General features: G+C 44.6%; 20 protein-coding genes and 1 other annotated feature. Of the genes, 8 read left to right on the forward strand and 12 right to left on the reverse strand.

Annotated features, from left to right (window positions below; translation table 11 throughout):
• Together BBG47_RS30780 and BBG47_RS17425 are read right to left on the reverse strand one after the other, a co-directional pair.
• The coding region (locus BBG47_RS30780; RefSeq protein ID WP_065292749.1) for a collagen-like triple helix repeat-containing protein at window positions 1-774 on the reverse strand (774 nt) is incomplete at its 3' end.
• 90 nt (window positions 775-864) lie between these two features.
• A complete protein-coding gene (locus BBG47_RS17425) occupies window positions 865-1314 on the reverse strand; it encodes a DUF3888 domain-containing protein (protein ID WP_065292750.1) in 450 nt (149 codons plus the stop codon).
• Between the two features lie 198 nt (window positions 1315-1512).
• On the opposite strand from BBG47_RS17425, the gene BBG47_RS17430 reads away from it, so the two are divergent.
• Window positions 1513-2007, forward strand: coding sequence for a hypothetical protein (locus BBG47_RS17430; RefSeq protein WP_065292751.1), 495 nt, complete (start codon window positions 1513-1515; stop codon window positions 2005-2007).
• A gap of 88 nt (window positions 2008-2095) precedes the next feature.
• On the opposite strand, the gene BBG47_RS17435 is transcribed toward BBG47_RS17430, so the two are convergent.
• On the reverse strand, window positions 2096-2845 hold the full coding sequence (locus tag BBG47_RS17435; protein ID WP_065292752.1) for an SDR family NAD(P)-dependent oxidoreductase: 750 nt from the start codon (window positions 2843-2845) through the stop codon (window positions 2096-2098).
• A 170-nt stretch (window positions 2846-3015) separates the two neighbouring features.
• Between BBG47_RS17435 and BBG47_RS17440 the strand changes: the two genes are divergently transcribed.
• The 6 genes from BBG47_RS17440 (at window position 3016) to BBG47_RS17465 (ending at window position 10568) form a co-directional block, all read left to right on the forward strand.
• Entirely contained in the window at window positions 3016-3900 is an 885-nt protein-coding gene (locus BBG47_RS17440) for a LysR family transcriptional regulator (protein WP_065292753.1), read from the forward strand.
• A gap of 109 nt (window positions 3901-4009) precedes the next feature.
• Window positions 4010-4204 (forward strand) — a binding site (T-box leader).
• A gap of 98 nt (window positions 4205-4302) precedes the next feature.
• Complete coding sequence (gene nhaC / locus BBG47_RS17445) at window positions 4303-5727, forward strand: Na+/H+ antiporter NhaC (RefSeq protein WP_065292754.1); 1425 nt, start codon at window positions 4303-4305, stop codon at window positions 5725-5727.
• The gene (locus tag BBG47_RS17450; protein ID WP_065292755.1) at window positions 5720-6583 is read left to right on the forward strand and encodes an MBL fold metallo-hydrolase; all 864 of its coding nucleotides are present in this window, start codon (window positions 5720-5722) and stop codon (window positions 6581-6583) included. Before nhaC ends, BBG47_RS17450 begins: the two co-directional genes overlap by 8 nt.
• Before the next feature lie 190 nt (window positions 6584-6773).
• On the forward strand, window positions 6774-7883 hold the full coding sequence (locus BBG47_RS17455) for an endospore germination permease (RefSeq protein WP_065292756.1): 1110 nt from the start codon (window positions 6774-6776) through the stop codon (window positions 7881-7883).
• Complete coding sequence (locus BBG47_RS17460; protein ID WP_065292757.1) at window positions 7870-9381, forward strand: spore germination protein; 1512 nt, start codon at window positions 7870-7872, stop codon at window positions 9379-9381. Before BBG47_RS17455 ends, BBG47_RS17460 begins: the two co-directional genes overlap by 14 nt.
• Window positions 9378-10568 carry a Ger(x)C family spore germination protein gene (locus tag BBG47_RS17465; protein ID WP_065292758.1) on the forward strand — a complete coding sequence of 397 codons (1191 nt, stop codon included), beginning with the start codon at window positions 9378-9380 and terminating at the stop codon, window positions 10566-10568. The genes BBG47_RS17460 and BBG47_RS17465 overlap by 4 nt, the downstream gene beginning before the upstream one ends.
• A gap of 46 nt (window positions 10569-10614) precedes the next feature.
• Here BBG47_RS17465 and BBG47_RS17470 read toward each other — a convergent pair whose 3' ends face one another.
• From BBG47_RS17470 to BBG47_RS17495, 6 genes are all read right to left on the reverse strand, one after another.
• A complete protein-coding gene (locus BBG47_RS17470) occupies window positions 10615-13035 on the reverse strand; it encodes an endo-beta-N-acetylglucosaminidase (protein ID WP_175400563.1) in 2421 nt (806 codons plus the stop codon).
• A gap of 501 nt (window positions 13036-13536) precedes the next feature.
• The gene (locus BBG47_RS17475; RefSeq protein WP_254659851.1) at window positions 13537-14703 is read right to left on the reverse strand and encodes an MFS transporter; all 1167 of its coding nucleotides are present in this window, start codon (window positions 14701-14703) and stop codon (window positions 13537-13539) included.
• A gap of 202 nt (window positions 14704-14905) precedes the next feature.
• Window positions 14906-15985 (reverse strand): alcohol dehydrogenase catalytic domain-containing protein, encoded by a 1080-nt coding sequence (locus tag BBG47_RS17480; RefSeq protein ID WP_094183178.1) that lies wholly within the window; start codon window positions 15983-15985, stop codon window positions 14906-14908.
• Window positions 15986-16152: 167 nt separating this feature from the next.
• Complete coding sequence (locus tag BBG47_RS17485) at window positions 16153-17031, reverse strand: endonuclease/exonuclease/phosphatase family protein (RefSeq protein ID WP_065292760.1); 879 nt, start codon at window positions 17029-17031, stop codon at window positions 16153-16155.
• Window positions 17032-17355: 324 nt separating this feature from the next.
• Window positions 17356-18390 (reverse strand): FecCD family ABC transporter permease, encoded by a 1035-nt coding sequence (locus BBG47_RS17490; protein ID WP_065292761.1) that lies wholly within the window; start codon window positions 18388-18390, stop codon window positions 17356-17358.
• Window positions 18391-18393: 3 nt separating this feature from the next.
• Window positions 18394-19449, reverse strand: coding sequence for a FecCD family ABC transporter permease (locus BBG47_RS17495; RefSeq protein WP_065292762.1), 1056 nt, complete (start codon window positions 19447-19449; stop codon window positions 18394-18396).
• Between the two features lie 357 nt (window positions 19450-19806).
• On the opposite strand from BBG47_RS17495, the gene BBG47_RS17500 reads away from it, so the two are divergent.
• Complete coding sequence (locus BBG47_RS17500) at window positions 19807-21471, forward strand: multicopper oxidase family protein (protein WP_065292763.1); 1665 nt, start codon at window positions 19807-19809, stop codon at window positions 21469-21471.
• 175 nt (window positions 21472-21646) lie between these two features.
• Here the strand turns inward: BBG47_RS17500 and BBG47_RS17505 are convergent, their stop codons facing one another.
• The 3 genes from BBG47_RS17505 to BBG47_RS17515 form a co-directional block, all read right to left on the reverse strand.
• Entirely contained in the window at window positions 21647-22327 is a 681-nt protein-coding gene (locus BBG47_RS17505) for a response regulator transcription factor (RefSeq protein ID WP_065292764.1), read from the reverse strand.
• Window positions 22317-23231, reverse strand: coding sequence for a sensor histidine kinase (locus BBG47_RS17510; RefSeq protein ID WP_065292765.1), 915 nt, complete (start codon window positions 23229-23231; stop codon window positions 22317-22319). Before BBG47_RS17510 ends, BBG47_RS17505 begins: the two co-directional genes overlap by 11 nt.
• 375 nt (window positions 23232-23606) lie before the next feature.
• A complete protein-coding gene (locus tag BBG47_RS17515; RefSeq protein WP_065292766.1) occupies window positions 23607-24068 on the reverse strand; it encodes a CcdC protein domain-containing protein in 462 nt (153 codons plus the stop codon).
• Window positions 24069-24248 lie beyond the last annotated feature (180 nt).

The raw sequence follows: 24248 nt of genomic DNA on the forward strand, positions 1-24248 counted from the left end.
ACTTCCCGTTTCCCCGGTTTCACCTACGGCACCTGTAGCTCCTGTCTCTCCAGTACTGCCTGTTGCTCCCGTTTCCCCTATTGCTCCTGTGCTGCCAGTCACTCCAGTGGCTCCCGTTGGGCCCGTCGGCCCTGTTACGCCATCAACATACCAGGATTCGGCTAATTGATAAATATCTGCAACGAAAGCAAACCCGGGAGTTCCCTCACCATGATTCATAACCTGAAACGTAAATAAAAATCGAGAGCCTGGAAAAATATCTGAAGAACGAAATGAAGCTGTAACCGAATGATATCGAATGTTCTGCCACGGAATACCCGATTCAATAGAATGCAAATCAGCAGGCAATGCATAGAGTTCATTATCTAAATAATCCGGCGGAATTGGCATCACAGGATTGCCTATTGCATCGATAAGAGTGATACGCATACTGCAAACTTGGTTGCAAAATAGGGTAAAAAAGATAAGATAAGAAATCTCTTCCGTCCCCTCGAGAATTGGCAATGGTACAGACGCCGTAGCAAAACTGCAAACTTCCCCAGCTTTGGCTACTTGCTTGGACCAAATAAATGTCGGGTTGTTTATCTGCTTGAACCACACATTATTGTCACTAGTGAAAGATTCTAGTTTAAGCCATATCTCATTTACATCTACAATATTTACTGCATTCGGGGAATGCCCAGTGATTAATAATACTACAGCCTCGCCAACAGAATCAGCGACAAACACATTCTTATTGCTGCTTGTAATTCGTTGTAAAGGTGTAATTGTCATTCGCAATACCTCTCCATTCAAAACTAAACCATTATCATAACATCTTATGTAAGCAGCTCCAATTTGGAAACCGTTTTGTTTCAGAACCAATTATCGCAGTAATAGGTGCTGCCAATTGAGAGGTAACTGGTTAGTATGGACATGTTGATAGCTTGTTATTTTCACTATGTTCGTAATAAGTGGCGATATTTCTAGAGTCATCCGATCCTGCCCTACTGCAATATGTGGCCCAATGACAGGCTGAACCTCAAGCGTAAGGAGAAAGTCATACCCACGATTCTTGGGATTTTGATCTATTCTCTCTGCCTTTACAATGTCTATTTCATATGGATACACAACAGGATCTACCTTCAATATCTTACTGTAATAAGAATTGACGGCCTCTTGGATTTGGGGCAGAAGCAGAAGCAACAGCATGTCGGGATACAAATCAGAATCTGCCTCTTTAAGCGTTCTATTGACCTCGGCGTTTGCCTGAATGGGCAGGGACAAGACAACTGTGATTAGAATAATGGTTGTAAGAACATGAAATTGTTTCATTTGATTCACCTCATGCAGACTATCTCCAGAATTATGTTCCTCTATACATGTTCAGGTACTAAGATTCGTCTTCACAAGAAATTATTTTGCTCCAGGCAAAATATGTGTTGTTGGTGAAACATATTTGGAATATACTACATTCAAAGCTCACCTATTCATTATGAGAGAAAAACAGTTGAAGGAGGAGAATTCATACATATGGTTAACATGTATCGAATTCTAATAGAGGGATCAATTTACTCAATCCTATTTCTAGTCATCTTGCTCACCTCTCTTGCCTACAATCCAAGAATATGGCTACAGGATTATCCGAAGGAAATACAACGGTTGGCAAAGCCTAAAAGCAAGACGGAAGAAAGGCAGTTTCTTCTTATAGGCTCGGTTGTCATGCTGCTTACGCTTGCTCCATTGCTATCATCGATTGTACTCGATGGAAATCAGATTACGTTTTGGACTACTTTCATTCAGTTTTATTTGATTTTCACAATGGTTAGCCTGACGGATCTCATCATCTTGGATTGGCTCCTATTCTGTATCATTACGCCTGCATTCATTATCATTCCAGGTACACAAGGCGCTCGAGGATATAAAGACTATCAATTCCATTTTATTGGCTTTTTAAAGGGTGCCGTTATTTATGGAGCATTTAGCTTGATATTGGCCGGCATTCGCATTGTGGTAACGTATATTTAATCAAAAAAGACAAGCACCTTGACTCCTAATGATAAGGATGTGAGGTGCTTGTCCATTATTCAATGTATGATCCTACTGTGTTGTGATATTATTTAAACGATGCGTAGCCTTCATCAGCCATGACAACACTGCCATTAATTGCGCTAGCTTCATCAAGGGAGAGCAAGTATACCGTATCGGCTACTTGTTCAGGCTGTGTCAACTTATTGCCGATAACCTTCGCTTTCATCGCATCTACCATGCCTTGATCTTTGTAGCCTTGAATAATCGGTGTGTCGACAGCGCCCGGTGCAACAGCAAGCACTCGAATGCCATATGCAGCGAGTTCAAGCGCAGCGGACTTCGTCATCATGATGACAGCCCCCTTCGTTGCATGGTAAGCGAATGTCCCCGGCGAAGCCAGAAATCCGAACACCGAAGCGGTATTAATAATTACCCCACGAATTCCGAGCTCTCTCATCTTGCGTCCAGCTGCAATAATTCCGTACGCAACTCCATGTTGATTCACATTAATCACATCATGGTAATCCTTCAGATTTTGGTCAAGCACAGGAGTCACGCGGCCAATCCCCGCATTATTGAACATCACATCAATTCGGCCGAACGTTTCAACAGCCTTCTCTACGAGTGCTTCTACCTCTTCTAGTTTGGACACGTCAGTTTTGACAAAGATCGCTTCACCGCCCAGTTTTTTAATGAGGGCAACGACTTCTTGTCCTGCTTGTTCATTAAAGTCAGCGACAACGACACGATCCCCTTTTTTGGCGAACTTCAATGCCGTCTCTTTCCCAATTCCACTTGCCCCACCTGTAATAACCGCTACTCTTGTCTCAGCCATGCTCGATTCCTCCTCGTCGAATGTGTACGTTCTTCATCATAACTGTGAGATTATTCATTGACTCTTGCTACTTGCTATGCCTTTATTGTAACACTCTAGATAATTAACTAAAATTTATATAAACTAATATATAATTAAGTATTACTTAAGTAATGAATTGAGGTGTCTATATGAATATTGAGCAGCTTGAGAATATTGTTGAGGTGGCGAAGACAGGATCTTTAACGAAAGCCGCACAACAATCGCATGTAACCCTTTCGGCCATTAGTCAGTCCATTTCCTTGCTGGAATCAGAACTCGGCATTCGAATATTCCAGCGTTCACGCGGACAAGGAGCGGTTCCAACGCCTGAGGGTCAAGCAATCATTGGCATTGCGAGTGAAGTATTAGCGAAACTCAATGAACTGAAGGCAGAAGCACAGTCTTATACCAATACCGTAAACGGACTATTACGGATAGCCACAATTCCCGGGCCAATGCATTTATTAATCGATGTTATATCCCGCTTCAAGCGCGATTACCCTGCTGTCAAATTTGAAATCATGGAAAAAGGCCCCAAAGAAATCGTGGATCTAATCAAGCAGGATAAGATTGATATCGGTTTGATCGCTTTATCGGAAAGTCTCCTTCATCAACAGCGCAATTTAACATTTCAGAGATTGCTCGAAGGCAAGCTTGTCGTCGGAGTGAATGAGCAATCACCACTGCGCTGGGAACATGTGATGACACCAGAGAAGCTAATCAATCAGACGTTCGTCCTCTATGAGGATGAACATATTCGGAATTACATGTCACAGTTTGTCGAAGCGCATGGTGGGGTTGATATTTTATTCATCAGCAACAATACGCAAGCGATTCACAATGCGGTAAAAGAAGGAATTGCGGTGACGATAGGAATAGACTATTCGTTCAAAGAGGATAGTCAGCAAATCATTCCTATAACCTTGGAATCTCCTAATATAGAGCGATTTTATTATGGCTGGGTGCATGCCTCAGACAAGCAAATTTCGCATGTGGCGAAGCGGTTTCTGAATCGTTTAAAATCCGAACTCTAACTCAGTCGTCAAAAAATTACTGTTGACAAACGAATGCAGAGGTCTATAATTTGATTTATCACATGAAAGCCCAAAAGCAAAAAAGCAAGAAAGCAAAACAGTAGAATATCAAAAAGCGTAGAACTAATACAGTAGCTGTCTGTGGCGGAAAATCAGAGACTTGGTGGAAGGTGCGAACTAAGCCGGGACATGCAGTGAATTACAATTAGGGAGCTGACTTCGGTCCGGCAATGCCGTTAAATAGATGAGTGAACAAAAGTTATTTTGTTAATCAGGGTGGTACCGCGGAACTTCCGTCCCTATTTGGGGATGGAGGTTCTTTTTTTATATATACAGGTTGTTCAACAAGTCGACTTATGAGCATCAACCACTACAACTACGACATAAAGGAGTGAAACGAACATGAAACGACAAGTATCAATTGGGTTAGCGCTGTTACCTATCCTTGCGCTAATGGCTGCGGGGGCTGCCTCGATTTCCATCTGGAAAGCAGGCATGTTCATCCCGCTTATGATTGGCATCATCGTCACCGTTATAGTAGGGGTGATTAGCGGTTATAAATGGGATGAGCTTCAGGACATGATGGTAAATGGCGTATCCAAAGCAATGCCAGCAATATTCATTTTGCTTGTCATCGGGATGATCGTTGGAACATGGATTTCTAGTGGAGTCATACCTACCATGATCTACTACGGCTTATCTTTTATTCATCCCTCATTCTTTGTTCCAGCAGTCGCTATCGTAACTGGCATTGTTGCCATTACGCTCGGCAGCTCCTTCACTTCCATCGCTACGATTGGGTTGGCATTCATGGTCATAGGTGAAGGCATGGGATTCTCCCCCGGCTTAATTGCAGGGGCAGTCATATCAGGAGCATTCTTCGGCGATAAGCTGTCGCCGTTATCCGATACAACGAATATTGCACCAGCAATGGCTGATACGGATTTATTCAGCCATGTACGACACATGTTATGGGATACGATTCCCGCGTTTGTTATCGCAGTTGCTTTATATGCCCTAGTTGGCACGCGCACAGTAGAAGGTGCTGTGGATACAGCCAATATCGATATGATATTAACCGGAATTCAAAATTCGTTCATTATCCATCCCTTACTGCTGTTGCTGCCTGTTCTTACCATCTTCTTAATGATTAAGAAACTTCCGGCTCTGCCGACATTGCTGTTAGTAGGCATCATTGGCGGAATAATCTCTATGGTCGTGCAAGGTGATAGCCTCACAACGATGGTGAACACAATGACGAACGGATTCCATACTGAATCCGGCGTGAAAGCAGTCGATTCCTTATTGAATCGCGGCGGTCTAGTCTCTATGCTGAATACGATCGGGCTGTTGACCATTGCAACTGCACTTGGTGGATTGCTTGAAGGAACATGCATTTTCCAAGCACTTGTTCGGCCATTCGTATCCAGAATTAAGACTTCAAGTTCGCTCATTGCGACTACTATTGCATCAACCTTCCTTGTAGCCTTTGCAAGTGGCGCGCAATTTCTGGCGATTATATTGCCTACACGTACATTCGTTCAGACCTATAAGGACATGAATATTGATACGAAAAATTTATCAAGATGTGTGGAAGCTGCTGGAACAGTCGGCATAACGCTAGTACCCTGGGGAGTTCCCGCTGTGTTCGCTGCAAACATGCTTGGCGTGAGTGCGGAACAATTTATTCCATACATTTTCTTCGCCTTCCTTGTTCCGCTTATTAATATCGTATACGGGATCACCGGTTGGACCATTGTGAAGAAGGAATATCCTGTTCACGCGAAGGGTGATCAAGTAACAGCAGGAGGAATCGGACATGAATGAGGTTATCGTCAATATTGTCGGAACAGCACAAGATGCTGGGGTACCGCACCCGAATTGTTTTTGTCAGAATTGTATGGCTGCAATGCACAATGGTACGCGCAGACGCGCCGCTTCCTTAGCCATTATCGAACCGGATCGCAAACAATGGCATCTTATAGATGCAACACCAGATATGCGAGAGCAGATGGCTTCCGTACAGATGAAGTACCAGCTTCAAGGGGAGCTCATGAGCAGTATTTGGCTGACCCATGCGCATATTGGCCACTACCCTGGTTTGATGTTCTTGGGCAGAGAGGCGATCGGAGCAAAGGGTGTTCCTGTCTTCACTGGGGACAAAATGAAAGAGATGCTGGAAACCAACGCCCCTTGGTCGCAATTGGTGGAATTGAATAATATTCAATTGAACAGCATTCACCACGAGCGGCAAGAGCAGTTGTCTCCTCTCGTTCGAATGACGCCGATTGAAGTACCGCATCGCAATGAGTTGTCGGAGACATTCGGGTTCTGGATCGAAGGCCCTTCACGCAAGCTGCTCTACATTCCGGACATCGATCGATGGAACGAATGGGATCGTGATATTTATGACATAGCGAAGGAAGCAGATATATGCTTATTAGATGGAACATTTCATTCCATTGAAGAAATTGAGCGGATGGGACGCAATTACAAAGAAATACCCCATCCTGTCATGACCGAAACGATGGATCGGTTGCAAGGATTGGCTGAGCATACTGAGATTTACTTTACACACTTCAATCATACGAATCCGGTTAACGACCAAGCAAGTTCCTTTTCGAAGCTCGTACTGGATAGAGCGTTCTTTATCGCTGAAGATGGAATGGAACTAAAATTGTAAATAATGAACGATTCACAAACACTGCCTTTCTCCCATTAAGAAGAAGGCAGTGTTATTTTTTTGCCCCCGCCAGCATGATATGTAAGGCATACATGGATGAATTTCCTAACTTCGAATCAAAATAACAGATATACAAGATTAAATTGACTGCAGGTTTGATCTAAGAATCGAACAAAGGAGAACGATCCTCATGCCGCGACCTTCCATTACCTTTCTGCAAGCTTGTTTTATTGTCATTATGTCTACAGGCCTTATGAATCACGTTACTATTATTCCACTTCTGCTGCGTGAAGCTCATAAAGACGGTTGGGTTAGTGTTCTGATTGCACTCGTACTCGCCTTGTGCTGGATTCCGCTGCTTTTGATCATAGTTCGAGCCAAGCCGAATCGCCCCCTACCATTGTTCTCTTGGGTTTATTCGCTGGGTGGCAGCTTTGCCGCTTGGACGGTTACGATTTTGATTATTACGTATTTGCTCTTCTCGGCATTTGTGACATTAGAAGACACGGCAACTTGGACCAGAATCTCATATTTGCCAAGTACCCCGGCAGCTGTAATCGCTGGTGCGTTGATTCTATTGTCCCTCTCCAGTGCCTTAATCGGCATACATTCAATTGCGATCTGTGCTGGCATTCTTCTTCCGATCGTCATTATTCTCGGATATGTCGTAATGAGTGCTAACTTTCAATATAAGGATTATTCCCTGATATTACCATTATTCGAACATGGGTTTACTCCTATTATAAATGGGCTCATTCTGATCGGAGCCGGTATGGCCGAGCTGATTCTTATCATTTTCATGCTGCCGCACATGTCAAATAAGCCAAGATTCTGGGGTATGTCTACGCTTGCGTTCATTCTTGCCGGCCTTACAATCGGCCCTTATATCGGCTCTATAGCTAACTTCGGAATTGTAAATGCTTCTTCCATGCGGTATCCGGCCTTCGAGCAGTGGAGAATTGTAACCGCAGGCAAATACATTGAGCATCTTGATTTTTTGTCAATTTATCAATGGTTATCGGGTTCTTTCATCCGAATAGCTTTGGCGATCTTCCTCATCATCGATGCCATTCCACATCGAAGCCATCATACGAGGATCGGTGTTGGCGTGGCGACGACTGCAATCATATTCCTTGCTGTTGTTACTTATCGAGATGACATTCAATTCGTCAATTTGTTAAGAATCGTCTATTTCCCAATCGTTACGTATGTACTTATATTTCTGTCCGTGATGCTCGCTGTTCTCACCTACTACAGACAGCACAGATACAAAGGAGGGATCGTTCGTGAAACCAAATAAAACGTTGAATCAAAGACCGAAGGATCATTCAGCTGAAAGCCAGCCGATTACCCTCCAACAGTTATTTTGTGCATTGGAGAATTGTGCAGATGTTCAGAAGAAAACCTACTCATTTGGATCAAGCATGCGTTCGTACACTGTATCTTTCATCTATTGTGAAGGATTGGCTGACACTAAACAGTTGAATCAATATGTGATCCCCCAGTTGAAAGCCAATTTGGAGGATGCCAATTCTGTGCAGGATCTGCTTCACAAACATAATAGCTTATTAGCAATCCAGCCTATCGAGGCAAAGAATAGAGTACATGATGTAGAGACATTATTGTTCGCTGGGCATCTCATTATCGAGTTCAAAGAACAAAACGCTTACTATTCGCTCGACATTGCAGACCCGCCCAATCGAGCTCCCGAAGAATCCAATACCGAAATTTCAATTAAAGGATCGAAGGACGGCTTTACGGAGAGCTGTATGATGAACATTGCACTTATTCGCAAGCGTCTTCGTACCCGCTCATTAAAGTGTGAGTCCTTTGTTCTTGGAGTTCGAAGCCAAACCAAAGTTTCCTTGCTCTACATCGAGGATATAGCGAATCCAAGCATGATGCGTGATATTAAGCAGCGCATTGAAGCAATCGATACAGATGCAATCGTCAGCAGTTCGCAGCTAGGAGAAGCTCTTGGCGACTCAACTTATTCCTTGTTCCCTTTACTCGATTACATTGGAAGACCCGACTATGCCGTACAATCCCTCGTCAGGGGCAGATTCATCATCATTGTTGAGGGGACACCCATGGTGCTGATTGGTCCAGCAAACTTGGTATTAACATTAAAATCGCCTGAAGATATCCATTTCCCGTATTTTTTCGTAACGTTTCAAAGGCTGCTGCGGATTGTCGGTTTGATGATCTCTATCTTTATGCCGGGATTTTGGATTGCGTTAATTGCCTTCAATTTAGAACAGCTCCCATTCCCTCTATTAGCAACAGTAACGAACTCTCGATTAGGGCTTCCACTGTCTGCTCCTATGGAGATGGTATTAATGCTTGGGTTATTTGAGATTTTCCGTGAAGCAGGCATTCGCTTGCCAAAGGCGGTCGGGCAGACGATCGCCGTCGTAGGAGGGCTCATTGTTGGAGATGCCTCGATTCGAGCAGGTCTCAGTTCCCCTACTACGCTTGTTGTAGCAGCAGTCACGGCCGTCGCTACCTTTACTTTGGTAAATCAATCGCTGAGCGGCACGGTAAGTATATTGCGTCTGTTTGTGTTAATCGTGTCTTCCATGCTTGGCATGTACGGTTTCTTCATTTCCGTCATGGCCATACTTGTCTATTTGTCGTCACTGCATTCATTTGGCATACCCTACTTATCACCACTGTCACCGCCTATTTTCGGGGATATGCTGAAATCGCTTATTGCTTTGCCTGTCAAAATTGTAAATCGTCGCCCTATTATGCTCCGAACTACTGACAAGACCCGCGAAGGAAAGGAGCCAAAATGAGCGTATTTGATCACACAGTAGATAAATCTCCGTGCAGACACGGTATAAATAAACTATGCTTACTTATCAGCGTGCCTTGCCTATTTTTGCTCCTTACGGGCTGCTGGGACATTAAAAATGTTCAGGATCTGAACTACGTCACTGCTTTTGGCATTGATTATGATAACGGGAAATATATTGTGTATACGAACTCCTTGGAGTTCACAAATGTCGCCAAGCAAGAAGGGACAAGAATCTCTAGCAAAACACCTACTTGGATTGGACGCGGAGAAGGATATACACTGGACACAGCAGTAAATGACATTTTTGCAGCTTCCACGCTGCAAATTATTTGGGATCATACGGCTGTACTCATTTTCAGTGAGCGCGCCTTGCAAAAAGATGTGAATAAGATGGTTGATTCCCTTCTTCGTTTTTCAGGAATTCGTTATACGCCATGGGTGTACGGCACCAAAACTCCAATCGAAGACCTATTCACGGTATCGCTTCCATTCAATTTGTCACCCATCGCTTCTATGCTATATTCCCCGGACGATGTACTGAAGCAGCAGTCGAACATTCCTCCACTGCAGTTGATGAAAATGGTCGCACAGCTGAATGAGCCGGGAAGTACCGTATTATTGCCCAGCCTTTCCTTGAACAATGAGGAATGGACGAAGGACAAGAAGAAAATTAGTCAGTACGAGCTCAATGGAGTGTTTGTACTTCAAAAAGGGAAGTATAAAAGTTGGCTGAAGCAGGAAGAAGTACTTGGCTTGCGATGGATGTCAAATCAAATTAAAAGGGTTCATATAGGAGTAGGGCGTCCAACCACTCCTGATGCGGTTCTTACAATAAATAAACCGAAAGCATCAGTTAAGGTGTTGCTGCAAGGCGAAGTCCCTAAGTTCAACCTCGTAATCGATGTCCGAGGCTCTGTCGAAGAAATTACGGATAATTCAACCAAAGAATATATCGTTGCCGCGGCCAAGGAAAAAATAAGGAATGACGTACAACAAACATTTCAACAAGGATTGAATAGAAAACTCGACATTTATTCGCTGCAAAATCGTGCATATCGCAAGTACATCTCCATTTGGCAAAAAAACAAAAATGGTTCCTTACTGCAGCTCACGCCCAACTCTCTTGAACGGATTGACGTCAATGTCCAGATAGAGGATTCTGGGATGAATCGTCTGAACCGATAACAAAAGCCCTGACAACCTGTGTCAGGGCTTGCTTGTATGATTGAAGCTACTGTCCCCACACCTCAAACTCATAGATGCGTGCTGCAGAATCAGATTCTTGTGTTGCCTTTGTTATGTTCAGCTTCGCGTAACGTGCCGAAGTTGGTACAATATTATGTGTCGTCTTGCCAGCATTATTGCCGCTTACCGTCACTACATCCATCCAGTTCACGCCATCTTCACTTAGCTGAATGTTGAAATCTCTTGTATTGAAGCTTGCCGCTTCTCCGCCTTCTTGCGCATGCTTGATGATAAATTTATCAACGGTATATACGGAGCCCAGATCGACCTGCAGCCAGTGGGGCTCAGAGCCCGTTGCACACCACTTGCTATTATTTGCAGTAGTTCCGTCAAACGCCTTGGCAGGTGTCTCACCCGGTACGAAGCGGTCTGCCGTAGCATTTTGATTAAGAGCTAAATTCATTGTGGAAGGGGCCTCCTGCCATGCAAAGCTTGCTTGAGCAGCGGAACTTCGTACCCCATTCGTTCCTAGCGCCAACACTTCTAATGTTGTTTGCTGCTCCCCGGAGTTGCGGCTCATCGGTTGAACATAATAGGCTGTATTCGGTGTCGCCCCTACGAACTCACGTGTTCCATCTGGCTTCACTCGATATACTTCATACGCTTGCACATTGCCGCTTGCAGATGCATTCCAATTCAACCGAGCATCTGCTGTATTGCCTGAGAAATCAACTTCCTCGATAGCCAAGTTGGTTACCGCTTCTGGAGAGGACATATCTCCTCTATTCCGAATAGATAATTGCCCAATATTGATCGCGTAGTTGTTAATTGCATTGCTGCTGTCGAACTTCAGTGAAATTGCATCAACAGTTCGATCTGCGAAGCTGCCGACGGATATCTCCTTGGTATTCCATACGCCTGGATCCCCATCCCCTACTTCGAAGAATTCGAATTGACCCGGATTATCAGCGAACGAAACGCCAACTTTCATATGAGATGCAGCTTGTCCTGTTTTATAGGTAACGGATATTTCCGTATCACCGGACAGCGGCAGATTCGTTCGATAGAGCTTCAGATGCGTTGCGTTCTGTGAACTCAATGAGCCAGACACCTTCAGTGAGCTTCCACCGTAATAAGCTGTACTCCAATCGAAACTCGGCTTCAACGCTGTACCGGAGCTTTCTGTAATCCAACGCCAAGTTGGCAGTACATCCTGTAAGCTGCGATTGTTCCATTCCTTCATACTTAGGACGGTACCATCGACTGCAAATTGATTGCCGTGCCCCGTATTAAAGGTAGTCGTGAACGGCAGATGCTGAATTGATGATTTATCAGCAAAGTAATTAGCGATCCCTTTCCAGCTCGAAGATGTTGTCGTATTGCGCGGGTCGCTGTTCGGACCTACCCAATATTTCATCTCCTTCGTATAGAATTCATCATTGCTCGTTGAACTGCGATATGCCCAATCTGGCCGATAAATGCCGAGTGAGGTAGCAGCTTTCTGATTGCTAGGGAAGATTCCAGCCCAGTTGACGTTCGTGTTGTAGCCATTCGCCTCTGTATCAATGCCGGCATATAAATCATAAGGATCGCGATTTAAACTGATCGCTTTATTTTTAGAGTTCTGAAGCATCGAAGCGGACCAATTAAAGTTGAGGAACATACTGTCTGCAACCTTTTGCGCACCATTTTGCAGGAACATTTGATTTCGTGCATTTAATTCATTTTGCCAGCTGATGCTGCCGCCGTTCGTCATTGAGTCATACCACATGATCTGCATATTGGATGGCTTATGCGCTTGCAAGTATTGCATAAATTGCTGCATCTTCGTGGCGTCCGAAGAATTCCCGCCAGCTGTCTCTTGGTTGATGAACCAACCATCGAAGCCGAAGTAGCTGGCTGCTTCAATCAGTTTGTCAGCTACTGGAAAGGAACCATCCGGTTTCTGCTGCAGCATTTGTTTTACCCATTGGTATTGGCCACCATATGCAGTTGGAGGGAAGAAGATGGTTCCGAGAATCGGAACTCCATTCTTGTGTGCTGCATCAATAATATCTGCACTTGGCGGAACGATCAGGCCCTCGGAAGCTGATCCTCCCCACAGCACCATAACATCAACATATTGCCAGTAACCGAAGGCATCGGTACGGAACTGCCCTGTACCTTGAGACGGAACACCACTCGTATTATCATTCAGCGCCGACAATGCAACAAGCCTGGATTGGTCTTGCGCATTCGGATTTACTTTCTGTCCTGTGAATCGATCTGCAAGTGAGATCGTTCCACGGTTGAATTTCGCATCCTTGTCGGTTGTTGGGCTCCACTCTAGGAGAGTAGCTGGATGCCAGTATGAGGTGTGCGGCTGCTCCGCATATGTAGTGGGAGCCATCACCGGGCCGAATGTGGAAATAGCCAGAAGCGAGGTGATGAGTAGAAGCTTAACTTTCTTTTTCATCGTGTTGACCACTGTAAGTCTCCTCCTCGCACCATGAGGTGCTATATTCGAATACAATTTAAATCTACTAGAAATAAAGCGCTTACATAAGTGTAATTAACTTATATTCAATGTATAAAGTATAGTGTGTTTGAATTGTATATCTGGTATTTATATACATATCAATCAAAATTTAAAACACTCCTCTTTACTTGTGCTTGAAAAAGAAATCTCTTGCATTGAGAGGCGATCAGTGTGCTGAAGTCAATTACGAAGATATTGATAATTTAGATATTGGGGGAGTAGCCGTTTACAGTGGTCAACTCAACTGCTTTATACTGTCTGATTTGAGTGTTTACTCAATTCGTTAAATTACATTTTCTGTATAGTGCTTCGATGATGGCTAGCGAGACCAACGAGATGAATATCCCCCTGTTCTATTGGTCTCGACCTCAGTAATACCTTCCTACAGAAATTTTCCCTGGCCTGTTCTCTGACAGTCTAGCTCTGCCGAGAAACAACTGCCGTACAGAGTTAGCCTTGCGATTGTTGTGAACCGCTTGAAGCTCTGATTGCAAACAAGCCGGAAAGTGCAGCAGCTATCCCACAAGCACATAAGACCAGAAATAAATTGATCTGTGTATGATTCATCACCAGTGCTGCTATCATTGGGCCGGCAGCAACGCCGACAAAACGCATACTGCTGTACAAGGAACTAATCGTACCTCTATGCTTCTTCTCAATGCTTGCGGTTATAAAGGAATCGAGACAGGGCAAGGATGCTCCTATTCCGAGGAAAGCAGCGCTTAGCCAAATGAACAGGGATACAACAGATTTCGTTGGTATGCACATGCCAAGTCCTGCTGCTGTTAAGGCCAATCCGCACACAATGATCCATTTCATCGCGATTTTATTACTTCCTATGCATTTTCCAGCAATAAAAGAGGAAGTACTCAATACAGCCAACGGTATCGCAAGCAGCAGACCCTTTACAATTCCCTTATACCCATGCTTGTCTTCCAGCGATTCCGATAAATAAAATAACGAACTGAACAGCATGAACATGCCGAGTCCCCCGATAACAAATATGGCGATTAACCAACGCGAATTCTCTCGAATCAACTTCATCACTTGTATTAAAAAGTCGCGAACGGGTATTGGTTCGGAATCAGAATCAGATTCTTTGGGCTGCTTGACAAAAAAAAGGACGAGCAGAATCGAAATTAGACACAATACTGGAATGGCCCAAAAAGGAAGATGCCAAACGATTGCTACCAGGGCTGTTCCCAAAATAGGGCTCAATACTTTACCGCATGTATTGGCCGTTTCGATAATGCCGAGACCACTGCTCACATCTTTTTCACTTTTGAACATATCCCCTACTAACGGCAGAACGATGGGCATTGCTCCAGCAGCACCAATTCCCTGCAGAACCCTTCCCAATAAAATGACTGAATAGGAATGATCCATCCAGACCGCTGCTGCGCCGCACACACCACCTCCAATGCCTGTTATGATAAGGCTGGGAATAATGACTGCCTTGCGGCCAATTCGATCAGATAAATAGCCGGCAATGGGTATGAGGAAAATCGCCATTACGGAATATACGGTAATGAGCAGGCTTGTTTGGAATGAGCTCACCTTCAACTGTCTCCTGATTTCAGGCAATACGGGAATTAGCATTGAATTGCCTAACGTCATTATCAAAGGAATTGATGAAAGTGCTAATAAGTCAAAACGTTTGTCAGCTTGCACTTGGGCACACCTCCGTGGGGTATCCACGTCATTTTAGAATTATTGTACACTTCCTCAATCCTTTTATTCTCTAATTCCGATGAATTAAAACGGATTTAAAGCGAAGTATGGGTACATCTAAGCAACACTTATGGCTTTAATACGACCTTTACGCATGGCTTGCTTGATCCAACGGCATTCGATGCGTAATGATGGCTGTAGGATCAAAACTGCCCTCCATTATTTTGTTATACAGCCCCGGCATATAATGGATTACTGGTGCTTGTCCCATTTTTAGTGTAATATTCCTTGCAAAAAAAGCACCTAACGGAAACAAATTATAATTGCCTCCATATACACCTGTTATCTGGACTGTGCCGCATTTGCGAACCGCTTTCGTCGATATTTGGATCGGTCCAAGCGTTCCCCCCTGCAGCTTCAGCTTCTGCTCGATATATTCAAGTGTTGATTTCTTCCCGTCAATACCAACGCAATCAATGACTACTTCGGCTCCCCCATGTGTAATTTCCTTTAAATGCTCCCCCATATCATCATTCTTCGTAAAATCAAACGTCTCGACACGATTTATTTGCTTGGCACGTTCCATTCGATAGGTAAGATGATCAACAGCTATGACGCGTTCGGCCCCTTTCATCCAAGCAAAGCGTTGAGCCATCAATCCTACAGGACCGCATCCAAGTACAATTACGGTATCGCCTGCTTTGACACCTGCATGTTCCACACTCCAATAGGCTGTCGGAAGCACATCAGACAGGAATAGAAGCGGCTCATCTTCAAGCTCGCAGGACGGGGGGATAACGAATGGCGTAAAATTGCCAAAAGGCACTTGAAGGTATTCCGCTTGACCGCCGGGGTAATTGCCGAACTTCTCAGAATATCCGAAATAGCCTCCCGAATCATAATGGGGATTACTATTATCGCACTGGCTCTCCAAATTGTGCGTACAGTAATGGCATTGACCACAGGCTACAGTAAAGGGGATTACAACACGATCACCCTTCTTCATTCGAGCTACTTCCGATCCTACCTCTTCCACAATTCCCATTGGTTCGTGACCGATGATATAGCCTTTTGGCAGTGGAAAATTTTCTTGATATAAATGAAGATCTGATCCGCAAATGGATGTGCTTGTAATCCGCACGATAATATCATCTTTCTTTTCAATCTTCGCGTCATCTACGTTTTTTACTTCGATTGAATTTGCTCCCTGATATGTTACGGCTTTCATCATGATGCACTTCGCTATGGTTGTATGTTATTCCGTTATTGAGACAATATAATCATCGATATTATGTATCAGGGTTAGTAAGTTATTCAAAATAACACGGACTTCTATATTGGCATGAAAAAAGCCGCGCTGAGGCGGCCTGTATTCTATCGTATGAATATGAAAAATTAGCACCATGTTAGGTCTACAACTACAGGCAAATGGTCGGATGGAAACTGACCATTTGCCTGATCCGAAAGAATTGCATATTGAAGAACATCGGCATGCTCGTTCACAAATACATAGTCGATAGGCGAATCTAGCTCCTCCCCGTTATCCCCTTTGAATACTGGTCCATTGTAGTATAGACAGTTGATTAATTGTGTCAACTGATAACCGTGGAACGTGAACGAAGGCCCAATGTGGGAGTTCTTAGCGGCGTATCGCGAATCCCTCAGCACCGCTTTGCCGTTAGCCTTGCCCGTCGTGAGAATCTGATAAGGTTCGGACGATTCCGTGCAGTTGAAGTCTCCTGTTACTACTACTGGTTCATTACCAGCCAATTCGGGAATCCGGTTCAAGATCATATAGGCACTCTGCTTCATCGCAACGGTTCCAATATGATCAAGATGCGTATTGAAATGTATGAACTTGGTTCCTGTCAGCTTGTCCAAAAACTGAACCCACGTCAGAATGCGTGGACAAGCGGCATCCCATCCTCGTTTTCCTGGGATTTCGGGTGTCTCGGATAGCCAAAACGTTCCGAACTCTAGCGGCTCAAGGCGATCCTTGCGATAGAATATAGCAACGAATTCTCCTGTGTCTGCACCATCGTCCCTGCCTGCCCCAATCCAGCCGAACTCAGGAAGCATTCGTTCCAAATCAGCAACCTGATGCCTCAATGCCTCTTGTGTGCCAACCACATCTATCTGATGGTAACGAATCATGCTAGCCACCATACCTGACCTGCGGCTCCAGCTATTCTCGCAATCTTGTTTGTAAGCGTCGTCATACTTGACGTTAAAAGTCATGAATCTGATATGCTGCTCTCCAACATTGCTCTTCATACTTTCTGCACTCCTCCTGATGCTAAGCTTACTTATGCACTAATCCAATTCATAGAGCTAAAATAACTCCAGAAGTATGTTCATTATCGCATGATTGAAATCGGAATGCCAGATTGCCATGTTAACGGATGAGAGGGATAGAAGTAGTGCCTGAACCGGCTGACGATAATAATAGTCTTATTGCTCATGCAATGAGTACTTGCATGGTTCTGCGTGGAACAAGGCTGAAGGAAGATATCACAGAAAACGGCACATTTAATCGAATGTGCCGTTCATGCATTAACCTCGCAACACCTAATTCGTCATGATCTCGGCCGGTGAACCTTATGCTTTCGAGCGAGTTAATAAATACAGAAAGTAAGGGGCGCCAATTACAGCGACGACAATTCCCGTGGGCACCTCTGATGGCTGTAATATCCATCGCCCAATTGTATCTGCCGTAATCACAAGCAAGGAACCGGCTAAAGCCGAAGTCGGCAGAAGGAGTTGGTGTTTGGAGCCCACAAGTCGTCTAGCTAAATGCGGTCCAATAAGCCCCACAAAGCCGATGCCACCGCTGACCGCCACACATGAGCCTGCCAATCCTACTGCTGCTGCCAACAGCAAAATTTGTTCTCTCGATACAAATGCCCCCAGCCCAGTTGCCGTCTGTTCACCCAAGTTTAGAACATTCATGATTCGAGCTTTGTAGAAAATGTAGGGTAATAGCACGGCGATGAACGGAAGAAGTGCAAGTACATACTTCCAATTCGTTCCCCAGATGCTTCCGGCAAGCCATGTCGCCATCGTTTGATATTTTTCGGGACTAAGCTTTAATGTCAGAACGATCATAGCTGCACTGATGCCGGCAGCTACCGCTATACCAGTTAACAGTAATCGTGTAGGCGATATATTCTCATGCCGTTTGAAGGATAGCAAGCAGATGAGAGCTGCTGTAAGTCCAGCCCCAAGCCACGCGAACACAGGCAATAAATAGATTGGAGCCTGTGCAGTTGACGGGTAAAACGAGATGAACAACATTACGGCAAGACCAGCGCCCGCATTAATGCCTAAAATGCCTGGATCAGCCAATGCGTTGCGCGATATGGCCTGCATGACACAGCCGGATACCGCCAGACCTGCACCGATAAGCAATGAAATTACAATGCGCGGTAATCGGAAGTCGAATAAGATTAGCTCTTCTTTTTTTGTTCCTGAACCGAACAATGTACGCAGCAAATCCATGGGGGATAAGCGAATAAATCCTGTATTCATGCTAATGATAACCATAATGACAATCAGCACGGCTATCGTAATCATAATCGCGATGCTCCGCTGCTTCTTTCGTTTTTGAATCATCGGTAAAGATAGACTTGTCATCGTTTACAGCCCCCTCCTTTCCTTACGTGCCAAGAAGAGGAAGAAGGGTACACCGATTAAAGCGATTAATGCCCCAACAGGTGTTTCGTATGGCGGATTCACCATGCGAGCGGCAAGATCAGCGAATATAACCAGCAAGCTGCCAAGCAAGGCTGAGCATGGGATAATCCAGCGATAATCCACGCCAACTAAATAACGGGTAACATGTGGAATAATCAAGCCTACAAAGCCAACAGCTCCAACAACAGATACGGCTGCACCAGCCAAAATAAGCACAATGACCGTGCCTGCCAATCTTACGAGGCGTGTTCTCTGCCCCAGTCCCTTGGCGATCTCCTCTCCAAGACTGAGCATTGTAATCGAACGTGATAATACAATCGCCCCTACAAGAGCAGCTGCAATCCACGGAAACATCACTTCTAGCTGCGGCCATTTCGTGCCCGCTACTCCACCGGCGTACCAAAAAGCCAAATCCTGTCCAATTCGATAATATAATGCGATGCCTTCGCTCAGTGCGGATAAGAGAGCACTGAGTGCCGCCCCGGCCAATACCATTCGAACAGGGGTTAATCCTCCTTTAGCCAATGATCCAATTCCATACACTAGCCCTGCGCCCAAGCCTGCGCCAAGAAAAGAATACAAAATTAAATACATGTAAGGCAGACCTGGAAAAAATGCGAAGCATATGGCCAGCATGAACCCTGAACCTGCATTCAGGCCAAGCAAGCCTGAATCCGCCAGCGGATTGCGAGTCATGCCTTGCATAATAGCTCCGGCAACCGCGAAGCAGGCTCCTACCATTGCCCCGCCCAATACACGCGGAAGTCTAATTTCTTGAATAATTTGATGCTGTGTTACTTCTGAATTGAAGCGAAAAATTGCCTCCCATACGGTAGACATCTGAATATCTGCCGCACCGAACGATACAGATATAGCGATCCCTAACAGCAATGCGAAGGAACCACCAATAAGAATAAGTGTTGCTGCCATTGGACGTGAGCGAAATTCAAATGCTTGCGATGCAGCTTCCTTAGGTAAAGACTTAGCCACTTGACCCATACATGCCACCCTTGCTGATTCTAAATTAAAATGATATTGATTATCATTTGCATTAAGATATATTTTAGGACATTTTTCCTCTTGTGGCAATGGAGAAAATGAATTGATTTTTTGTACAATTGTCACTACTAATTCAGTTCATATCCGTCTTTTTTCAAATAGATGCGGACTAAATTTCTCATTTTCCAATCGTCGTCCACGACCAAAATTTTGCCGCTGTGCATCTCCTCCTCGATGTTCAAGCTTTGTATATTCACAATACTGCATAAATTTGTGTTTTTTATGAATCTCCATCATTTCTCCATATTTGCTGTCTATACTGAGACTGTATTCTACAAGAATGATAATTCAGGAGGCATGGAATTGAAAAGCTTATTCTCAACTCGCAATCGGATGCTCCAAACCATGGTCGTCACCGGGATAATTGCATTACTAGCAAGTGGATGCTGGAACGGAGGAACTGCCAAGGATCATACCAACATGGATCATGCTTCTATGTCGAACAAACAAGAGTCGAAGCTTACATCGAATACCGACACAGATATAGTAAAAGAAATAGTGAAGCGTACTGTAACTACACCCACTGTTGATGGCACATCCCTAACCATTACTGCTCAACCAAGTAACTTGGAAGTATCCAATGGGGTGGTGCTGCCCGTATGGACATTTAACAACTCAGTTCCTGGGCCGCAGATTCGAGTAACGGTTGGCGATATTGTCAAGATTAAGCTGGAAAATGAATTGCCGGAGCCTGTATCAATCCATTGGCATGGATATCCCGTTCCCAATGGTATGGATGGTATTCCTGGCGTCACCCAAGATGCTGTTGTGCCTGGGAAGTCCTTCATCTATGAGTTCAAAGCAACGGTACCGGGAACGTATTGGTACCATTCGCATCAAGACAGTGTAAATCAAGTAGACAAAGGACTGTATGGCTCGCTCATCGTCGAAGATCCGAAGGAGCAAGTTGATCGAGATTTTACGCTTGTGCTGGATGAATGGATAAGCATGGGAAAGATGAATACGGAGCGAGCAGATGAAAATCAATCGAATATTCAATCAGATATGTCAGGCATGGATCACTCCAAGATGAATATGTCGAAATCCGGCATGAGTGGCATGGATCATGGAACGATGTCAATGGGCGGTCATGATATGAGCATGTACGACCTGTTCACTATGAATGGAAAATCGGGTGATGCAATAGAACCGCTCATGGTCAAGCAAGGAGAAAAGGTCCGGATTCGCTTAATCAATGCCGGATATCTCTCACATCAGATGCACCTGCAAGGGCATGGATTCAAGGTCATCGCTATGGATGGTCAATACGTCAACAGTCCTGCTGTCATTCAAGATCAAGTGATATCAATTGCGCCTGGCGAACGATACGACCTTGAGTTCGTTGCTGACAACCCCGGTACGTGGCTGTTGGATGAACACAGCAAAGAGGATCGAGCTCGCAATATGAGAGCTGTCATTCAATATGAGGACTTCACGAAGCAGGCTGCCAAATCCGATGCATTGGAAACCCTGCCTCACTTCAATCTCGCTGCGTATGGCAAGATGGCGGAAACGGCATTCACACTCGACCAGAAGTATGATCAACAGGTTCTGATGAATCTAAACACAGAAAAACGAAATGGCGAGATGGTTTATACCATTAACGGCAAGGTATTTCCGGACACAGACAAAATCAAAGTTGCCAAGGGTGACAAAGTCATGGTTACCTTCGTTAATCAATCACCAACCGATGATCATCCCATGCATTTGCATGGACATTTCTTTCAGGTATTGAGCAGAAACGGGCAGCCTTTACAAGGCTCTCCTGTCGTCAAGGATACATTGAACGTTAAACCCGGTGAGCAGTATGTTATCGCTTTTGAAGCAGATAATCCCGGAGATTGGATGTTCCATTGCCATGACCTGCATCATGCTTCGGCAGGCATGGTGACAGATGTTAAATACAAAGACTATAAGAGTACGTATGTACCAGATTCGAATGTCGACAATAAACCTGAATAATGAACGAAATGAATACAGCCAAGCCTGTTGGTTAGAGAGTCAATAGGCTTGGCTGTTCACAGGGTATCAGCATAAATAGACGTTGATTGATTTCATGGCGTAATTTCATGTCACATTGTGTACTAGCTTTATATCGAGAGCGATATTTCTACTGCTATTACTGTTTAATGGCATTTTACTGGACAATCCCATTCCGAAGTGCGTTTACGACTGCTTGTGTACGGTCTTCGACTTCCAGCTTCTGCAAGATCCGGTGAACATGTGTTTTCACTGTGCTTTCACTGATGTGGAGTATTGAAGCAATGTCTTCATTGCGCCATCCATATGCCATTTGTTGAAGCACTTCAATTTCTCTTCCGGTAAATGATTCCGCACGCTCATCCTGGCATAATGGTCCAAATCGTTGAAGCGCAGACTTCTCACCCATTCGTATGACTTGACTCATTACTTTGGATGCAACTGCTGTACGATAGATCGCTTCTCCACGATGTGCTGCACGAATCGCCTCAATCAGTTCATGGGGGGTAGCATCTTTGAGCATATATCCTACAGCGCCAGCACGAATGCCGTCGTATACATATTGTTCAAGTTCAAATGTTGTGAGAATGATTACCTTCAGTTCGGGAAATGATGCAACAATGTCGCGTGTTGCTGCAATCCCGCTGTATTTCGGCATTTGAACATCCATTAAAAATACATGCGGCTGTACTTGTTCTGCTACGGCAATTGCTTCGCGACCATTGGCTGCATAACCGACCATCTCCATATCTGACTGAGCATTAATAATATGGCTCCAACCACTGCGAACAAGCTCTTGATCATCTGCAATCGCGACTCGAATCAACTCATCCCTCATCCCTGCTTCCCTCCTCTACAATAGGATCGTGATCTACGTAATCGTGAGTCGGTATCGCTACGGATAGCGCAAGCCCATGAGGATGTATGTGTACTAATCGCAAGGTTCCTCCTGCCGCCTTACATCTCATCTCCATATGAGATAAGCCAAACCCTGGAATTATAGGCGTCTGGCTATCGTTCTTTCCATTGTCCTGTACAGTCATTCTAATCTCCTCGTCACGCTCCACGATTGTTATCTTGACCTCCGTCGCAGCAGCATGACGGATGACATTTGTCAATGCTTCCTGAAGAACCCGGTATAGTAGTTCAGTGATGTATGGTGTCCAAGCACTGCCGCAGTCTACAGCTTCAAATGTAATCAATAACTGACTCTGTTCTCTAACTTGCTGGATAAGTTTCTCCAGCGCATTCATTCCGCCATAAATCTGGTTATGATCTGTCATTTGATGCACGACCGCACGGACTTCGGTCAGGCAATTTCGAGCTACTTCGAGCACAGTGGCCATAGCCTGCTCGGCTTCTTCCTTATTCGCTTGCATCATATACGGCAATGCCTGAAGCTGGACGATAACCGAGGTTAATCCATGTCCGATACTATCATGAATGTCTCTTGCAATACGGGTTCGTTCTTCTAATACAGCATATTGAAGCAGGCGGCTTGTAGCCTCTTCCAGTTCGTAATGAGCACGCTTCAATTCAAGATGCGCCTGCTCCATATCGATATGCATGTCGCTCAATTGTTGGTGCGCCTCACGTCTCGTACGCGCTCCCCAGAAGATGACATAGATGCCGACGAGCAGAAGCATGTAGACTCCTACTCCATATTCAGGTGAATGGCTGGTATAAAACAACATAACTGCGCTAACAGCCGTGATTACAGCTGCAAGCACAGCTGCAAGCATCCCTTTTAGCCTCAATGCGATGTATGCGATGAGGTAAATTACTAATGATGCTGACGTTCGTACTGTATCAAAGAACAACCATGAAGACATGGTAAGTAACCATAGTAATAGGATGATTATGTAATAGTTCTGTGTATTCCGAACTCGTCCGCCTGGGGTCCATATCAGAAGGAAGACGTACGAGACGAACATCGCCAGTCCTGTCCCGATACTCCAAACTGAAGAAGAATTCTCATACGGAATAAAGATGATGAGGATGATTAGACTTAATATAATCACCCTCAATCGGCTATGCATAGGCTTCTCATATGGAATTATGGGTCGATTGACTCGCATAGATTGCAGATCACACCTTCTGAGAGAGGGATTCATGCCTCATATTCTCCCGTGGCCTTGCAGCTGCCGATAGCGTAAAAATAGAAAAAAGCGTCTCGCACATACACTGCCAAGCGGAATCATAACGAGTGCATTACTTAATGATACCAGAGCATGCTCTCTCCCCCAATAGCCAATTGCCAAGCGTAGAAGCATTGCAGCCATAAAAATAATGACGCCTGCAATTGAACTCTGTGAAGTTATTCTCCCAGTAACCGGATGAACACGGAGTTTTTCCAGGGAAGCCCTCCACATGCCCAGCCCTATGCCAAGAACAAGACAGATCGCATATAGCAGGAAGCTCATCCAAGTCAAGTTCGCAGTCTGTGAGATTGTCGTAAAGGTTACCCAAATGAACAATACTGGAGTGATCCACATGCGTGATGGGCGCAATTCCTTTTCCTTTCCCATGCGTAGAAGTACAATTGCCAGCACAATAATAAAAGTTGAAGCAGATGTCATGATATCTCCTCTTTACCTTATATTTGATTTTCTAATTAGCAGTATAAACAGAATGCTGCATATTGAAGTCCACCTACAGATTGAATTTTGATAAATAGTATGCAGGTTGGTTCATTGCTGCACGCTGTTCATCGTAGAGCCAATGGTTGAATTAGACATTCATAGCCATTACAGCGTGTT

Source organism: Paenibacillus sp. KS1 (genome assembly GCF_001680695.1).
In the GTDB taxonomy this organism is placed as follows: Bacteria; Bacillota; Bacilli; order Paenibacillales; family Paenibacillaceae; genus Paenibacillus_B; species Paenibacillus_B suaedae.

Coding starts and splice junctions, on each gene's coding strand:
- BBG47_RS17425 (WP_065292750.1), bottom strand. CDS start 1,314: ATGAAACAATTTCATGTTCTTACAACCATTATTCTAATCACAGTTGTC.
- BBG47_RS17430 (WP_065292751.1), top strand. CDS start 1,513: ATGGTTAACATGTATCGAATTCTAATAGAGGGATCAATTTACTCAATC.
- BBG47_RS17435 (WP_065292752.1), bottom strand. CDS start 2,845: ATGGCTGAGACAAGAGTAGCGGTTATTACAGGTGGGGCAAGTGGAATT.
- BBG47_RS17440 (WP_065292753.1), top strand. CDS start 3,016: ATGAATATTGAGCAGCTTGAGAATATTGTTGAGGTGGCGAAGACAGGA.
- nhaC (WP_065292754.1), top strand. CDS start 4,303: ATGAAACGACAAGTATCAATTGGGTTAGCGCTGTTACCTATCCTTGCG.
- BBG47_RS17450 (WP_065292755.1), top strand. CDS start 5,720: ATGAATGAGGTTATCGTCAATATTGTCGGAACAGCACAAGATGCTGGG.
- BBG47_RS17455 (WP_065292756.1), top strand. CDS start 6,774: ATGCCGCGACCTTCCATTACCTTTCTGCAAGCTTGTTTTATTGTCATT.
- BBG47_RS17465 (WP_065292758.1), top strand. CDS start 9,378: ATGAGCGTATTTGATCACACAGTAGATAAATCTCCGTGCAGACACGGT.
- BBG47_RS17475 (WP_254659851.1), bottom strand. CDS start 14,703: ATGACGTTAGGCAATTCAATGCTAATTCCCGTATTGCCTGAAATCAGG.
- BBG47_RS17480 (WP_094183178.1), bottom strand. CDS start 15,985: ATGAAAGCCGTAACATATCAGGGAGCAAATTCAATCGAAGTAAAAAAC.
- BBG47_RS17485 (WP_065292760.1), bottom strand. CDS start 17,031: ATGAAGAGCAATGTTGGAGAGCAGCATATCAGATTCATGACTTTTAAC.
- BBG47_RS17490 (WP_065292761.1), bottom strand. CDS start 18,390: ATGACAAGTCTATCTTTACCGATGATTCAAAAACGAAAGAAGCAGCGG.
- BBG47_RS17495 (WP_065292762.1), bottom strand. CDS start 19,449: ATGGGTCAAGTGGCTAAGTCTTTACCTAAGGAAGCTGCATCGCAAGCA.
- BBG47_RS17500 (WP_065292763.1), top strand. CDS start 19,807: ATGGAATTGAAAAGCTTATTCTCAACTCGCAATCGGATGCTCCAAACC.
- BBG47_RS17505 (WP_065292764.1), bottom strand. CDS start 22,327: ATGAGGGATGAGTTGATTCGAGTCGCGATTGCAGATGATCAAGAGCTT.
- BBG47_RS17510 (WP_065292765.1), bottom strand. CDS start 23,231: ATGCTTGCAGCTGTGCTTGCAGCTGTAATCACGGCTGTTAGCGCAGTT.
- BBG47_RS17515 (WP_065292766.1), bottom strand. CDS start 24,068: ATGACATCTGCTTCAACTTTTATTATTGTGCTGGCAATTGTACTTCTA.